18 protein-coding genes are annotated in these 16311 nt (G+C 33.5%); 2 read left to right on the top strand and 16 right to left on the bottom strand.

Going from position 1 to position 16311, the window contains the following annotated elements:
- Positions 1-7 precede the first annotated feature (7 nt).
- From C7J90_RS08730 to C7J90_RS08805, 16 genes are all read right to left on the bottom strand, one after another.
- Positions 8-2797, bottom strand: coding sequence for a 2-oxoglutarate dehydrogenase E1 component (locus C7J90_RS08730; RefSeq protein ID WP_103208995.1), 2790 nt, complete (start codon positions 2795-2797; stop codon positions 8-10).
- Positions 2798-2893: 96 nt separating this feature from the next.
- Positions 2894-4258 (bottom strand): HAMP domain-containing sensor histidine kinase, encoded by a 1365-nt coding sequence (locus tag C7J90_RS08735; protein WP_103208993.1) that lies wholly within the window; start codon positions 4256-4258, stop codon positions 2894-2896.
- Positions 4255-4929: a response regulator transcription factor gene (locus C7J90_RS08740; protein WP_103208991.1), complete on the bottom strand. Its 675-nt coding sequence runs from the start codon at positions 4927-4929 to the stop codon at positions 4255-4257. The genes C7J90_RS08735 and C7J90_RS08740 overlap by 4 nt, the downstream gene beginning before the upstream one ends.
- A gap of 432 nt (positions 4930-5361) precedes the next feature.
- Positions 5362-5976, bottom strand: a complete 615-nt coding sequence (locus C7J90_RS08745) for a phosphatase PAP2 family protein (protein ID WP_103208989.1) — start codon at positions 5974-5976, stop codon at positions 5362-5364.
- A gap of 15 nt (positions 5977-5991) precedes the next feature.
- Entirely contained in the window at positions 5992-7062 is a 1071-nt protein-coding gene (locus C7J90_RS08750; protein ID WP_103208987.1) for an undecaprenyldiphospho-muramoylpentapeptide beta-N-acetylglucosaminyltransferase, read from the bottom strand.
- A gap of 199 nt (positions 7063-7261) precedes the next feature.
- A complete protein-coding gene (locus C7J90_RS08755) occupies positions 7262-8752 on the bottom strand; it encodes a S41 family peptidase (RefSeq protein ID WP_167389013.1) in 1491 nt (496 codons plus the stop codon).
- Between the two features lie 182 nt (positions 8753-8934).
- Positions 8935-9156 carry a YozE family protein gene (locus tag C7J90_RS08760; RefSeq protein ID WP_103208983.1) on the bottom strand — a complete coding sequence of 74 codons (222 nt, stop codon included), beginning with the start codon at positions 9154-9156 and terminating at the stop codon, positions 8935-8937.
- Entirely contained in the window at positions 9156-9656 is a 501-nt protein-coding gene (locus C7J90_RS08765; RefSeq protein WP_103208982.1) for a PTS sugar transporter subunit IIA, read from the bottom strand. Before C7J90_RS08765 ends, C7J90_RS08760 begins: the two co-directional genes overlap by 1 nt.
- Before the next feature lie 19 nt (positions 9657-9675).
- On the bottom strand, positions 9676-10101 hold the full coding sequence (msrB, locus tag C7J90_RS08770; RefSeq protein ID WP_103208980.1) for a peptide-methionine (R)-S-oxide reductase MsrB: 426 nt from the start codon (positions 10099-10101) through the stop codon (positions 9676-9678).
- Positions 10098-10622, bottom strand: coding sequence for a peptide-methionine (S)-S-oxide reductase MsrA (gene msrA, locus C7J90_RS08775; protein ID WP_103208979.1), 525 nt, complete (start codon positions 10620-10622; stop codon positions 10098-10100). Before msrA ends, msrB begins: the two co-directional genes overlap by 4 nt.
- An 18-nt stretch (positions 10623-10640) precedes the next feature.
- Positions 10641-11492, bottom strand: coding sequence for a DegV family protein (locus C7J90_RS08780; protein WP_103208977.1), 852 nt, complete (start codon positions 11490-11492; stop codon positions 10641-10643).
- A gap of 20 nt (positions 11493-11512) precedes the next feature.
- On the bottom strand, positions 11513-11989 hold the full coding sequence (locus C7J90_RS08785; protein WP_103208975.1) for a dihydrofolate reductase: 477 nt from the start codon (positions 11987-11989) through the stop codon (positions 11513-11515).
- Between the two features lie 15 nt (positions 11990-12004).
- On the bottom strand, positions 12005-12958 hold the full coding sequence (locus C7J90_RS08790) for a thymidylate synthase (protein ID WP_103208973.1): 954 nt from the start codon (positions 12956-12958) through the stop codon (positions 12005-12007).
- Between the two features lie 165 nt (positions 12959-13123).
- Positions 13124-13558: a bacilliredoxin BrxA gene (gene brxA, locus C7J90_RS08795; RefSeq protein ID WP_103208971.1), complete on the bottom strand. Its 435-nt coding sequence runs from the start codon at positions 13556-13558 to the stop codon at positions 13124-13126.
- 31 nt (positions 13559-13589) lie between these two features.
- A complete protein-coding gene (locus C7J90_RS08800) occupies positions 13590-14702 on the bottom strand; it encodes a virulence factor (RefSeq protein ID WP_103208970.1) in 1113 nt (370 codons plus the stop codon).
- Positions 14703-14724: 22 nt separating this feature from the next.
- Positions 14725-14919: a zinc-finger domain-containing protein gene (locus C7J90_RS08805; protein WP_103208968.1), complete on the bottom strand. Its 195-nt coding sequence runs from the start codon at positions 14917-14919 to the stop codon at positions 14725-14727.
- A 200-nt stretch (positions 14920-15119) separates the two neighbouring features.
- Here C7J90_RS08805 and C7J90_RS08810 point away from each other — a divergent pair, with 200 nt between their 5' ends.
- Both C7J90_RS08810 and C7J90_RS08815 read left to right on the top strand, forming a co-directional pair.
- On the top strand, positions 15120-15821 hold the full coding sequence (locus tag C7J90_RS08810; protein ID WP_103208966.1) for a queuosine precursor transporter: 702 nt from the start codon (positions 15120-15122) through the stop codon (positions 15819-15821).
- Positions 15822-15859: 38 nt separating this feature from the next.
- Entirely contained in the window at positions 15860-16258 is a 399-nt protein-coding gene (locus tag C7J90_RS08815; RefSeq protein WP_103208965.1) for a ribonuclease HI family protein, read from the top strand.
- Positions 16259-16311 lie beyond the last annotated feature (53 nt).

Here is a 16311-nt window from a genome sequence, read left to right on the forward strand (position 1 = left end):
TTGCCCCCTATATATTTAAGCTGTTTTCAATAATGATATTTTGAACCAGTTTGTGTATTTCGCCATCACCTTCAGATGGTGCAGCACGACGCTTTCTGCCGTGATAAACTAACGTATACTTATCTCCAACTATGCGATTTAAGATAGGATATACAAAATTCCAAGAGCCTTGGTTTTGTGGCTCTTCTTGTACCCAAGCGACAGTTTCTAAGTTAGGTAATGTACTTAAAACATCTAATATCTCACTCTCTGGGAACGGATATAATCTCTCTACCGCGATTAATAAAATTTCAGAATTGGATTCTTCTTGTAGTTTTTCTTTTAAGTCAATAAACATTTTTCCAGATGCTAAAATGACTTTTTTAATTTTTGATGTATCATGTGATTCAATTAAAATCGGCTCAAATTTACCGGATGTAAATTCTTTAATTGGCTTAGCCACTGTTTTATTTCTTAATAGTCCTTTTGGTGACATTAAAACAAGTGGACGCATTGCTTTAGTACCTAAACTTGCTGCTTGTGCACGTAATAAATGGAAATAGTTACTCGAGCTTGATAAATTACAAACTGTCATATTATTTTCAGATGCAAGCTGTAAAAAACGCTCTAGACGTGCAGATGAATGTTCTGGTCCTTGTCCTTCAAATGCATGTGGTAAAAAGAACGTAAGACCTGAGTGTTCACCCCATTTTGCATTACCGGAGAATATAAAGTTATCAAAATACATTTGTGCCATATTTGAAAAGTCTCCGAATTGAGCTTCCCAAATATTGAATGATTCTGGATGTTCAACATTATATCCATATTCGAAACCAACGACAGCAGCTTCAGAAAGTGGTGAATTATGAATATCAAATGTTGCTTTTTGATCAGGTACGTTTTGCAACGGGATATAAGTTTCGCCATTTTCTTGATCGTGTAAAACTGCGTGTCTATGGCTAAAAGTACCTCTTTCAGAATCTTGACCAGTCATGCGTATAGGTGTACCTTCTTGCATAACAGTAGCAAATGCTAACTGCTCAGCATGTGCCCAGTCTACTAATCCTTTTTCATCATCAAATGGGTTACGTCGCTGTTCTAAAATGCGATTTAATTTTTTTAATACATTGAACTGATCTGGATAAGTCAACATAGCATCATTGATTTTTTTGAGTCGTTCAAAAGATAACTCGGAGTCATTACTTGAAATAGGTTCTGAAATTTCTTCAGGAATATCCATATCAGTGTTATCCATTTTATCATTTTTATCAATACGATCATGTGCTTTGCGCATTTCTTTTTGCACATTTTCGATGATGTTTTCCATTTCAGTTTTATCGATAATCCCTTCGTCAACAAGCTTTTCTCCATAGATGTACTCGACTGTACTATGCTTTTTGATTTCTTTGTACGGGATAGGATTTGTAAGAGTAGGTTCGTCCATTTCATTGTGGCCAAAACGGCGATACCCTACTAAATCGATGACAACATCTTTATGGAAAGTTTTTCTGAATTCCATAGCAATATCTATTGCTTCAATAGTTGCTTCGATATTATCAGCATTGACATGCATAATTGGTACATCATACCCTTTTGCAACATCTGTAGCGTATGTTGTTGAACGGCCATCTTCAGGATCCGTTGTAAAACCGATGCGGTTGTTCGTAATAATATGCATTGTACCGCCAGTATTAAAGCCATCTAAATTACCCAAATTCATTGTTTCAAAGTTGACACCTTGCCCAGGATACGCAGCATCACCATGAACAATGATTGGCATACCATTATTATATTCAGTGGACACTTGGCCAGGTTGTTGAGTGTTATCTTGAGTGGCGCGTGTTCGTCCAGTTACGACTGGCGCTACAACTTCTAGATGACTCGGGTTGTTAGCTAGTGTGATTGTCTGATCGATTCCGTGATCGCTAATTTTTTTAGAGCCACCTAAATGATACTTAACATCACCTGTCCAACCAGAAGTTAGCGATAGGCTACCGTCTTCAGGAATGAATTTCATAGGATCTGTATGCATAAATTCAGATAGCATCATTTCATAAGGCTTTCTTAATATGTGAGTTAATACATTAAGGCGTCCACGGTGCGCCATACCGATTTGAATATTTGTAATTTCTTCCTCAGCAGCACGTTTAATTGTATGAGCAATCATAGGCACTAAAGCGTCTACACCTTCGATTGAAAAACGCTTTGCACCAACAAAATTTTTGTGGAGATACTTTTCAAAGCCTTCCACATGCGCCAATTGTTTAAATAAATTAACTTTTTCTTCTTTGTTTAAGTTTGCTTTATATGGTGTTTCAATGCGTCTTTTTAGCCATACACGTTCTTTATTATTATTAATGTGTGTATATTCAAATGCAATTGGGCCTTTATAACGTTTTTCCATTCTTAAAATTGCTTCATATGCGTTGTCATAAATATCTTTAAAATGATCAGAAACAATTTCTGCAGATATACCTTCGAGCGTTTGCTTATCTAAATTAAAATCGCCAATTTCTAACTTAGGTACATTTTTTCTTTCCGGTCTATTTACAGGATAAATGTCAGCTTGTAAATGCCCATATTGTCTAATATTATCAATCAACCTCATAACACGCTTGATTGTGCTATCCCCCGAACTTGATTGACTCGTTTGAGATGTGACACTAGGTTCACCATCTTTAATTGTACTAAAGAGTACTTGTAAATCTTCAGTAACTGAACTTGGATCCTCTAGAAATTGATCATATAGTTCTAGCATTAATCCTAAATTGGCTCCGAAGTTTACAGGCGCCTCTGTCACCTGTTTATCGTTCTTCATAATCCACCCTCCACAGAAAAAAGTTAAAACGCTTACAGTTCAATGATAGCATTAAATTGTGAACATTTAAAGGCAAAAAGACAGTTCAGTTGCTTCCTAAATTTCATTAAATGTAATTGTAAATGTTGTGAATTGACCCAATTCACTTTTTACAGAAATATGGCCGTTGTAATGATTTACAATTTTTTGGGCAATTGATAGTCCTAAGCCGTTGCCGCCTTGTTGACGTGACCTTGATTTGTCTACGCGATAAAAACGGTTGAATATATGTGCTTGGTCTTTGATAGGTATGCCCATTCCGTAATCTGTTATGCAAATCATGAGTCTATTATTAATTAAACGAGTTTCAATGATGATTTTTTTATTGATTTTGTCATATTTTATCGCGTTGTCTATAAAAATAAGCAATATTTGCTCAAGATGAAAGGAGTTGATGTTTAGAAAAATTTTCTCTTGATTAGTTTTAAAATTGAATTGATAATCCTTATGCAATTTTTGCAAAGCTTTAATGCGATTTTTTATCTCATCATTAACATCTACTTGTTCTATTATATTTTCATATAAACGTACATCATCTTTAGTTAGCATTAATAATTCTTCTACAAGCTTCGTTATACGATTAATTTCTTCTATAGAAATATTCAGTGATTCTTCAAGGACGAGGGGATCTTTTTTACCCCATCGTTGTATTAAATTTAAATGACCTTGAATAATTTGCAACGGTGTTCGTAATTCATGAGAAGCATCTTCAACAAATTGTCGCTGTTGATTAAAGGAATCTTCAAGTTTAATCATCATATTATTGAAAGTATCGATAAGGGCATCTGTTTCATCATAATTTGTTTGAATATGTAACTTTTCTTGAAAGCCATCGCGCCTAATTTGAGTCATTTTTTCGGTAATAATATTCAAAGGTTTTGTTACTTGTGATGAAAAAATATAGCTTATCATTGCTGTTACAAATAAAGCTATTAAACCAAAAATTAAAGCTAAATAAGTAATAAAATTTAATAAATCTTCATAAACATCAAGTGAATGGACGATGACGACATAACCGCTGAAATAATCGGTATCTACTGGACTAAAGACAACTACATAAGAATTATTTTGTGAATTTATGATTTTAATATTGCGAATATGATATTTTTTAAAAGGTGGACTATATTCAATATTAGTTGTATTTGAATTTTCTACGAGTTGATGCCCATTTTGATTGAATATAATCACTTTTTGATAACTATCCGTTACGGAATTATATTCAATTGCACTGATATCATTGAATGGCTTAGTGTCTAATAAATTCAATACATCATCTAAGCTGTTTTCAGCTTTCGTCAATTCATTTTGCTTAAGCAAGCTGCTGATGGCATATATGATGAGTAAACAAAAAATAAAAATAATTAAAAATGTGATGATAGTTGTGACCAAAGTCCACTTTGTTTTTAAAGTTGATTGTTTCATTGCCTTATCACATACCCAACACCACGAACGGTTTCGATTAATTTCTGTTTGTTGTATGCTTTTAATTTGTTTCGTAAGTATCGGATATACACATCCACTACATTTGTTTCAACTACTGATTCATATCCCCATACATGATCTAAAATTTGTTCACGATGTAGGACATGGTTTTTGTTTTCTGCTAATAAAAGAAGCAAGTCGAATTCTGTTTTAGTTAATTCCAACTTTTCATTATTACAAGTAACATTAAAAGCGTCTTTGTCAATGGTTAATCCATCTATATTAATGATATTAGATTGGGTGATTTGGTTAGATGAGCGACGTATTCTTGCACGCATTCTTGCGAGTAGTTCCTCAATTTCAAAAGGTTTAACGATATAATCATCAGCACCATAATCTAGACCTGTAACTTTATCGTAAATCTCACCTTTTGCTGTGATAATAATGATAGGTGTACTTTTATGTTTTCGAATTCTTTTACATACTTCAAGGCCATCCATTTCGGGGAGCATTAAATCTAACAAAATTAAATCATAATCTTGTTGTAAGGCTTTATGTAATCCTGATTGACCATCATATTGTATATCAACCTCATAATTTTCATGTTTTAATTCCAGTTCAATAAAACGAGCTAAGTTTTGTTCATCCTCTACTATTAATACTTTTACCATGTTGTCACCTCACTATAATCATATTTCAACTTAAGAAATAAAAAAAGTAAAATAAATTCTCATTTTTTAATTGACAATCATTCTCAATAAGGTATAATGTAATTGAAAATGATTATCAATACTAACGACCCCCCACTACAATTCGTTCTTTGATTTAATCATTTTCAAATAAATATCCCCTTTTATATGCCCGTAAAAATATACGTTGATTTTTTAACGTTTATGAGTGAGTTTATATGTAACATTGTTTATTTCTCACTATTACAATGGTATCTATTCTAAAAATTTTAGAGTAGATACTTATTGTTTACAGCCGTAATGAAGCCCAAGGTACAAAGGTATCTTGGGCTTCTCTCTATATATAAGATGTTGTTAGTGGTGTTTACGTAGGTAGTTGCGTTATGCCACACTTTGGAATAATAAAAAGTTACTTTATAGCTGTAATGGTTTTCTAAGTATGAGCTGTGACAATATAATACAAAAGACACCGCCGACGATGCCTGCCAATATATCAGTTGGGTAGTGCACGCCTAAATAAACACGGGACGTAGAAATTAACACAATTAACATTGCGCATAAAGCAATGATGAAAGATTTGGATTTCCCTTTTAGGACTCGATGACAAATATAAATTAGGCTACCAAAAAAAGCAGTAGATCCCATAGCGTGTCCACTCGGGAAACTAAAACCTGATATATCAATTAATCTTAACAATGTAGGGCGTTCTCTATCAAAAATATTTTTTAAAATTGGATTTGAAACACCTGACAAAATCATAGTTAACGCAAAGAATAGTGCTTCAACTTTATATCGATATAGCATCAATAATGCTACTGTTAATAATGATAACGTCATCATTGCCCAAACTTCACCAATTTGAGTAGCACCAAAGAAGATGGAAGTTGATATGAAACTTTCAGAAGAATATATAAAAGTATATACTTCATTGTCAATCCATTTTCCAATGCGTGACTCATGAAATAAAGCTATTGTAGAAAAGATTAAAGTAAAAATAATTAATAATGAGATTCTTTTCCAGTGATTCAAAAGTCTAAATCCTCCCTAGTTCAATGCATCTTTTAAAATCTTTTCAAGTAGTGCATCTTTTGTATAACTTTCATTAAACGACATCATTTTTTCTAAATACTGCTCTCGATTTTGGCTTAACATGCTAATAGAGTCATTTAATGTATCTGCGTTGAGTTCAGATTCATCTAACATTATAGAGTATCCTTGTGCTTCAAAAAATTTGGCGTTGTCAATTTGATCTCCTCTTGATTGGTCTAGGCCTAAAGGGATTAGTAACATAGGTATACGCAATGTTAAAAACTCATAAATGGCATTAGATCCTGCTCTAGAAATAACAAAGTCTGTAATAGCTAACAAATCAGTGAGCTCCTCTTTAACAAACTCATATTGTACATATCCTTCTTTTTGGATAGCATTTTCTTTAAGCCCTTTACCGGTCAAATGAATAACTTGGTATTTTGAGAGTAATGTATCTAGGTTCTTACGAATAGCTTGGTTTATTTTTGAGCTACCCATACTTCCACCCATCACTAATAAAGTCTTTTTATGGGGAGAAAGTTTTGTTAATTGGTAGCCTCTTTCAGCATTCCCATTTTTTAAATCATCACGTACGATTGCACCTATAAAATCAGCTTTTGTACTAGGCACGTATTTAAGTGTTTCTTCAAAGGTCGTGTAAAGTTTTTTGGCAAACTTCAAAGCGATTTTGTTTGCTAAACCAGGAGTTAAATCAGATTCATGTATAATTGTAGGAATGTTTAATGACTTAGCTGCTAATACTACTGGAACTGAAACAAATCCCCCTTTAGAAAAAACAATATCTGGCTTTTCCCGTTTTAAAATCTTACGAGCATCAACTATCCCTTTTAAAACTTTAAAAATGTCTTTAATATTTTCAAATGATAGATAACGACGTAATTTACCACTTGAAATGACATAATAAGGTGTATGTGGGAGTTGAGAAGTAATCATGTCACGTTCAATCCCAGTTTTAGATCCGATATAAAACGTTTGATGCCCCTTTGCTTCAGCTGTAGGAATTAAGCTTAAATTGACTGATACATGGCCTACAGTGCCACCACCAGTGAATGCTATTTTTACCATAATAATCCTCTCTATTCTCATATTGTAGTTGAGGCGGGACTTTGTAACGCTTGTTACTGGAAACCTAATAAACGGTACGCTAGGTACTGACATCTAGACGACGCATCTTAAATCTTTCAAGCTTTTGTCCCAACCTCTTATGAAGATCTCAAAATAAATCTTTATTAAATGTTTTGATTAAGTGTATGAATCATGTTAATTAAGATTTTAGTTTTTGAATCATTTTGTCTAGCACTGAATCTTCTTTTGATGACTTTTGAACCAACTGTTCGATAAAGGCACGATTGGTTTCACTATCAAATTCTCCATTTACAGGAATGTTGTTTTGTTTTTGAAATGAAATCACAGCTTGCTCTAAAGATTCATCATAATAATTGTTCAAGTTGTTTATATCATAGTTCAGGGCTTTGAGTCCAATTTTAATTGATCGAACATTAACATTATCGTCTCCTAATTTAAAAACTTGGTCATTTGGGATTTCTTTAATATCTTCATAAGCTGCGCCCTTAATTTGTACATCAGGTGCAATCCCTTTATTATGAATATAGTGATGATGTGGTGTAAGCCATTTCATTTCAGTGAACTTCAATAGGGAACCATCACTAAACTCACGTGTAGTTTGCACGATTCCTTTACCAAAAGACGTTTCGCCATAAATTTGAGCTATCTTATGATCTTTTAATGCACCTGCAAAAACCTCCGAAGCACTGGCTGATCCTTTGTTAAGTAATATCGATACATTAACTTGGTCTATATTTTTAAGGGGCGCATTAGAGGTGCGAATTTTCTCATTCTGACCATCTTTTTCCAATTGGACTACGACTTGGTCTTTTTCTAGGAATATATTAGCCATCTTTACAGCTTCATCTAACAGGCCACCTGGATTGTTTCTTAAATCAAGAATGATGTGCTTAGAGCCTTTTTGTAAAGCATCTTGAATAGCCAGTTTAAGTTCTCCAGAAGTACCTTGTTGAAATTTACTAATTTTAAAGACATCTACACCTTGGTGCTTTTCATGTTTAACACTTTCTACATGAACAGTGTCTCGTTTAATACTAAACGTTTTTTGATCGTTGTTTCGTTGAATAGTTAACTGAACTTCTGAGCCTTTTTTACCACGTACTTTTGGAATAATGGCACTTAGTTTTTGCCCTTTAATAGATTTGTTATCAATTTTAACTAGTTCATCTTTAGGTTTTAGTCCTGCTTTTTCAGCGGGTGAGTCTTTTAAAGGTGTAGCTATATAAATTTTATCCCCTTTTTGTTCCATTTCTGCACCAATGCCGACGAAATCACCTGAAATATTTTCATTAAAAGAATCTGTTTCTTCCTTAGTTAAGTATTCAGTGTAAGGGTCATGTAAACTATTTGTCATCCCTTTAATGGCTTGGTTAACCAGGTCATCTTTATCTTGCTTTTTATAATAATCATTGGCTATAAGTTCATAAACCTTTGAGAGTTTTTGTGAATTAGCCTGTACTTGATTTTGCTGATTATACTGAATGTAAAGGTAAAAAAGACTGCTTGTTACCAATAAGGTCAGTATAATTGTAATAAATATACTTATAATAAAATGACGTAACGTTATGTAATGGGTTTTCTTTTCATCTGACTGAGATGATTGATCTGGATTCAAATGAATTGTCCCCTTTCTGGAATAGAGTGAAAAAGAAGCAAGATTGAATTCCATTGAAATGTCAGAATTCATGATCTTGCTTCTATATCAAGAATGGCGTTGAGATATGATCACTTAATATTTCTCTTTTTTAATTTAAACAAATTATATAAAACAAGACACGTGTTTATAAATGTAGAAATTGACTCATATAGATTATGGGCAAAATTGTAAAATGGTATTTTTTCGACAGTATGTTAAAATTGAAGCCATTCTTGATACTCTTCAAATAAATCATCAAAAACTGTCATTGGTATTGTATAGTTACCATGTGTTTCAATATGTTCTGAAAGTACATTGAAAGACGTTTCATACTTTGGGAAAGAAAGATCATCATAAATTAATTCGGCAAGGTGACCTTTCTCATCAGAACGCCCCCTGACTGTTAGTGCAAATTGATAGAAAGAAGCGTCTTTCATTATGATAACTTCACATCTATCACTTTAGATTCGCCTCTTTTCAGTGATTCAGAATCAAGGACTTCGATAGATTCTGTACTATCTGTATTTGTAATAATAACAGGTGAAATAGTAGATTTGGCATTTTGATTAATAAAGTCAATATCAAATTGAACTAACTTATCACCAACAGAGACACGATCGCCGCTACTTACAAACATTTCGAAACCTTCACCATTTAATTGAACGGTATCAATACCAATGTGAACAAGTACTTCTAGACCATTATCAGTTTTAAGACCGATTGCATGTTTTGTTGGGAAAACATTGTCTACAATACCTTCAACGGGTGAGACAACTAATCCCTCAGTAGGTTGAATGCCGAAACCTTCACCCATCATTTTTTGAGCAAATACAGGGTCTGGAATATCTTCAATTTTGACATATTGACCAGTTATGGGCGAAAAGATATTGACGTCTTTACTCATGTTTTTATGATTACCAAATAATTTTTTAAACATTTTGTTCTCTCCTTATATGTTAATCAAATAGCTTGATGACATCGCCATAGCCTAACTCTTCAAGTTTATCATAAGGAATAAATTGAATTGCTGCCGAATTAATGCAGTAACGTAATCCACCGCGTTCTTTTGGTCCATCGTTAAACACATGACCTAGATGACTGTTACTATCTTCTGATCGTACTTCTGTTCTAATCATTCCAAATGATTTATCTACTAGTTGAATAATGTCTTGATCATCTATTGCTTTAGAGAAACTTGGCCATCCGCAATTTGATTCGAATTTATCTTCTGATGTAAATAAAGGCTTGCCGGAAATTTTATCGACATATATACCTTTTTCATAATGATTCCAATATTCATTGTCGAAGGGTGGTTCTGTACCATCTTGTTGTGTCACCAGATACTCTAAATCTGTTAATTCACTTTTATTTTTTTTGATCATGATTGAGTCCCCCAGTGGTTTTCGATAAATGCTTTACGTCCTGAGCCTTTTTGATACTGTTCATAATGCATTGGGTTCTTTTTATAATAATCTTGATGATAGTCTTCTGCCGGATAAAAATTCCGATAAGGCTCAACCGGTGTCACGATAGGCTTATCAAAAATATTTTGAGCATTTAATGACTGTATTTTTTGTTCTGCGACATCTTTTTGATTGTCATCATGATAAAAAATCACAGGTCTGTAACTTTCGCCTCTATCAAAAAATTGACCATTTTTGTCAGTAGGATCGAATGTTTTAAAGTAGATATCAAGGATAGAGCCAAAGGAAATGACTGAATCATCATATTCTATTTGAACAGCTTCCACATGCCCTGTTGTATTTGAGCATACTTCCTCATAAGTAGGATTTTCGGTATGTCCTCCACTATATCCAGAAGTAATTTTTTTAATACCATCATAGCTTGTAAATGGTTTGACCAAGCACCAAAAACAACCACCTGCCAGTGTTGCATATGCCATAAAGTCACCTCCACGCGTTTAAATATGAGTTGAATTTTTGAGAACAACTAATCCGATTGCACCGGTACCAGTATGTGTAGAAATAACCGGTGTTGTACTACTTTCGTCAAAATGTTGAATATTAAATGTATCATCTAGCTTTTCTTTAATTTTTTCTAGAAAACTAGGCGCATTCGCATGAGATATTCCAACTGATTCGACAGTATCATTACCAATAAATGGTGAAAGTTCATTAACAATATGTTTGATACATGCTCCTTGTGTTCTTGCATTATGAATCATTTCAAGATTTCCATCAACTAACTCACCAATCGGTTTGATTTTGATTAAATTTCCAATGATTCCTTTTGTTTTGCTAATACGGCCACCTTTAACGAGTTGATCAAGTTGTCCGATAATCACAAAAAGCTTAATGTTTTTTTGTAATTTTGCAATTTTATTTATGATTTCTTCAGTGGATAAACCAGCTTCAACCCAATTGATTAAATACTTAAGTTGATAACCTAGGCCGTGTGAAATTGATTTAGAATCAATAACAGTAATCTTACCGTCGACCATTTGACTGGCTTGGAGCGCAGTTTGGTATGTGCCACTTAAGCCTGAAGATAAATGAATACTGATAATTTCATATCCTTGTTTTGCAAGTGATTCATATTTTTCTACGAATTTCCCTATAGGAGGTTGGCTCGTTTTTAAATCATTTGTGTCGTCTTCTAAATAATTGACGAATGATTCAGAAGATATATCCTTTTGATCTTCATACGTCTTGCCATTAATTGTAACACTTAATGGTATAACGTGGACGTGATGTGCTTCTAAAAAAGACGAATCTAAATCCGATGTAGAATCTGTAACTATAATTTTTTGCATTTATCATGTACCTCCAAAGTTTACTTTCTTACTAAGTGTAAAAAAGTATGCGCATATTTGTTTTTCTCATCTACAACCCCTTCTATGGCTGACTCGACTGTCCAGTCATCAAAGCGATAAGGTGGGAAAAATGTATCGACTTGAAATTGATCTTCAATCACGGTGATATACATGTCATCAACTTGATCTATCAATACTTCAAATAGTGTTTGACCACCAAATATAAAGACATGACCGTCTAGTTGTTTGATTTCGTCAATATGATGTATGACTTCTACACCTTCTGGATGAAAGTCTTTATTTCGAGTCAGTACTACATTTCGCCGATTAGGTAAAGGTTTACCTATTGATTCATATGTTGCACGTCCCATGACCAGTGTATGACCAGTTGTTAGATTTTTGACGTGTTTCAAATCGTTTGGTAAGTGCCATGGTAATTGATTTTGATATCCAATACCTCTATTTTGGTCGTGAGCGACTAAAATTGATAGTGTCATATGAAACATCTCCTTTTAAACTGCAATTGGTGCTTTGATAGACGGATGGGATTGATAATTCTTGATTTCTAAATCTTCATATTCAATATCAAAAATAGAACGGTTTGAATGAATGATGAGTTCAGGAGCACTATAACTTGTTCGCTTTAGTTGTGTTTGTATAGCGTCAATATGATTGCTATAGATATGTGCATCTCCTATTGTATGAACAAATTCTCCCACTTCATAACCACACTCTCTCGCTATGAGATGCGTTAATAAAGCGTAACTAGCAATGTTAAAAGGCACTCCTAGAAAAACATCGGCGCTTCTTTGATAGAGTTGGCAACTTAATTGATGATCTTCAACATAAAATTGAAATAATGTGTGACATGGTGGTAAAGCCATCGAGTCTATTTCAGCAGGATTCCAAGCACTTATAATATGACGTCTTGAGTTCGGATTATTTTTAAGTTGCTCGATTACATTTTTTAATTGGTCAATTACTTCACCATTTGGGCCTATCCAATTACGCCATTGTTTGCCATATACATTACCTAAGTCACCAAATTTAGCCATGAAAGCATCATCATTTAAAATTTTAGATTTGAATGATTCCATTTCGGCTTTATAAACATCTCTAAATGCTGAATCCGTTTGTGCTCTATGTCCAAAGTTCGTCATGTCAGGGCCGTTATATGATGAACTATTAATATAATTTTCAAAAGCCCATTCATTCCAAATGTTATTATTATATTGTAATAAATATCTTAAATTTGTATCGCCTCGAATAAACCAAATGAGTTCTGTGGCTATAAGCTTAAAAGAGACTTTTTTGGTTGTTAGTAATGGAAATCCCTTTGATAAGTCAAAGCGCATTTGGTGGCCAAACTTTGATATTGTTCCTGTAGCTGTACGATCGTCACGAGTATTTCCGACCTCTAATATTTCCTTGCATAAGTCATGATAAGTAGAATCAAATGAATTCATGACAATCACCTCTTTCTCTTAATATATATAATAGACGATTTTAAAGTAATTTAAAAATAAAAAACGAAAAGCGAGAAAATGAAATTAAATTAACAATAAAAATTCATTTTCTCGCTATAATTAATTCTATTCAAAACACTGTATATTAAGTCAATATGCTATTAATTAACAATGTGTATCGAAAGCATCTTTTAAATCCATTGCGATATCGTTAATGTCACGACCTTCAATATGTTCTCGAGGCATAAAGTGGACTAAATTAGTACCTTTAAATAGTGCAAAAGATGGACTTGAAGGAACTTGTTGTATATATTCTCTCATTTTTTCTGTAGCAGCTTTGTCTTGCCCAGCAAACACAGTGACTTTGTTCGAAGGTTTACGGTCATTTTGCTCGGCAACTGCAACTGCAGCTGGACGTGCCAAACCTGCAGCGCAACCACAAGTTGAATTGATGACTACAAAGGTAGTGTCATCCTGATTTACTTGCTCCATATAATTTGTGACTGCATCGTCAGATTCTAGACTTTCAAAACCATTCCCTGTTAATTCACTGCGCATTTGTGCAGCAAGCTCTTTCATATAAGCGTCGTATGCATTCATTCAAAAAACTCCTTATTCAAAAATATTGATTTTATTGGTTTCGATTGGCGATTTGCTTCCAAACCGAACCTAGTGCTTTTTCTCCATTTTCAATTCGTTCGATTGCCATTTGTACTTGTAACTTCACTTCATAGGCTGGATCATTTTGGTGTTGTTTTAGTGTGTTGAGTTGCTCGGTACTACCTTCATCAAAAATAAACATGGCTGCGCGCCAACGTACAATTTTTTGAGGGTCTGATAACGCTTTTTCCATTTCTGGCAAAGCATCTTTAAATCCTAGGTCACTAATGCAATCCCCAGCTGTTCGTCTAACTGCTGGACTCTTATCATTTAACCCTTTGTATAAATAGGGTAGCGTCTCTCTATCTTCAACCATACCAAGTAGTACAATAGCTTCTCGTCTGATGGGAACTTTCTCATCAGTTAAAGCCCAGTCTAATAATTTGTAATCTTCTTTTGTAGGTGTTGGAAATTGCTTCAACATATTCAATCTCATTTTCCAATCTTTAGCCGATTGATATTGTGACAACGATACATGTTCATATGTTTTAATTGGTGCAGAAGTATCGGATTCTAGGGCTTGTTCGACTAAGCTTTCCAAGGTGTCATTAGGATACATTGCATTGATTTCATCTTCAACATCCTTTAAAATGTCGTCCATTTCACCATATCGTACACCTAAATCTACCCATTTTCTTAAAAATATAACATTATCATCAGGTTTTTGGACTTTTAACATTGCATTTACAAAGCGATCCTCTAATTGCAATCGCGATTCATCAAGTGATGACATTAATTTGATTTGGTAAGGGATTTGTTTAAATGTTAAGACTTGAACTTGAACTTCCCCGAAATGTTCATTTGATGCGTGCTGTGTCATGTCTAATGCTTTTCCATTTAATGACGCAGTGATTTTAGGAAGTAATTGTTCCCAATCAGCTCTCGGTTTCTTATCAACTGCAATAAAATCCATGACGTGAAAAATAGATTTAACCCCTTCTATATTTAAAATCGTATTGATATAGTTTGGATTAGCATCTTTAATCTCTGAATAGGTTTGAGACTTATTGTCTTCACGTGTTTTTGAAAGGACGATTTTCATCGTATTTGGACTAGGTGTAGGTTCTACTTTGATAACTTCCATAGGTAGCCTCCTGTGTCGGTGTTTACTGTAATTCATTTCCTAGTTGTTGAATTTGTTTGCCAATTGAACATTCACTAATACAAAAGTGATGAGCTTTAGTTTTACTTTTCTCTTTTCGTAAGTGTGTTTTGATAAGACATTGATTACAGTATTGATTCATTAACTTATCAATTGATTGAATGGCTTGTCTTTTCGAGTCAGTTAACACCTCACTCATCCTCTCATTAAGTATAGTACACTATATGTCTAAACAATAGTAACACGATTTAAATAGACAATGAAGTGTTTAACTCATACTTAGCGTGTATCTAAAATAAAAGATTGAAAAATAAAGGCATTTCCTTTATGATGATTGAGTTATCATCTGAAGCGGTTTCTAAACACCCGCGTAATCAAAATTTAGGAGGAATTAAATTGATGTATAATGAGTTATTAGGATTAGGTGCCTTTATAGGTACTTTTTTACTAATGGTTTTAATGTTTCGTTTTTTTGGTAAGGAAGGTCTTTATGCTTGGGTAGCGATGGGGACTATTATCGCAAATATACAAGTACTTAAAACTGTAGATATTTTTACAATTTCTGCAACATTAGGTAATGTCATGTTTGCATCAATATATTTAGCTACAGATATCCTTAATGATATTTATGGTAGAAAAGTTGCCAAAAAAGCTGTATGGCTCGGTTTTTCTTCTACTTTAATTATGATTATTGTTATGCAGATATCGTTAGCGTTTAAACCGAGTGATGCTGATATAGCACAAACGGCTTTACAGTCTATTTTTGGTGTGGTTCCGAGAATTGCATTTGCCTCGATTTTGGCATACATTATCGGTCAACATATTGATGTGTTTATATTTAGTACTATTCGTAAAATTTTTAGTTCTGATCGCACATTTTATATCAGAGCATATGGTAGCACTGCGTTGAGTTCAATTATTGATACTGCGTTATTCGTGTTAATTGCATTTTATGGCGGTCCACTACCAAATAGTGTTATTTTAGAAATTTTTATTACAACTTATTTATTAAAACTTCTTGCTACAATTCTTAATGTCCCATTTGGTTATTGGGCTAAATCGATGTATCGTCGCGAAAAGGTTCATGATCATGTGCAGTAATTGTTTTTTAATTTAAAAATTGGAATGAGATGAAAAATATGGCAAAGATATATTTAGACGCAGCTTCAAAAGGGAATCCTGGGTTAAGTGCATATGGAATCACGATCGTTGAAGACGGTTACCGTAAAACATATTCAGGTGCATTAGGCGAAATGGATAATCACAGTGCTGAATGGGAAACATTATTATTGGCACTTGAAAAAGCAAAAGCGCTAAATGTTCAAAATGCATTAATTCATACTGATTCAAAACTGATAGAAGAAGCGATTCAACGTGGATTTATAAGAAACCCCAAATTTAAAGGTTACTTAGAAAAATATCAAAAATTAGCAGAAGAGGCATTTGTAGTTTGTTTTGTGAAATGGATTCCACGATCACAAAATAAAGAAGCGAATGCCCTTGCACAACAAACTTTATATCAATTGACTAAAGAATAGTCAATTAAAAATGTGTTTCGTGTTAAAGTGTCACTCAATCGAAAAAACCATTT

Origin of the sequence: Staphylococcus felis (assembly GCF_003012915.1) — a bacterium.
GTDB lineage: Bacteria > Bacillota > Bacilli > Staphylococcales > Staphylococcaceae > Staphylococcus > Staphylococcus felis.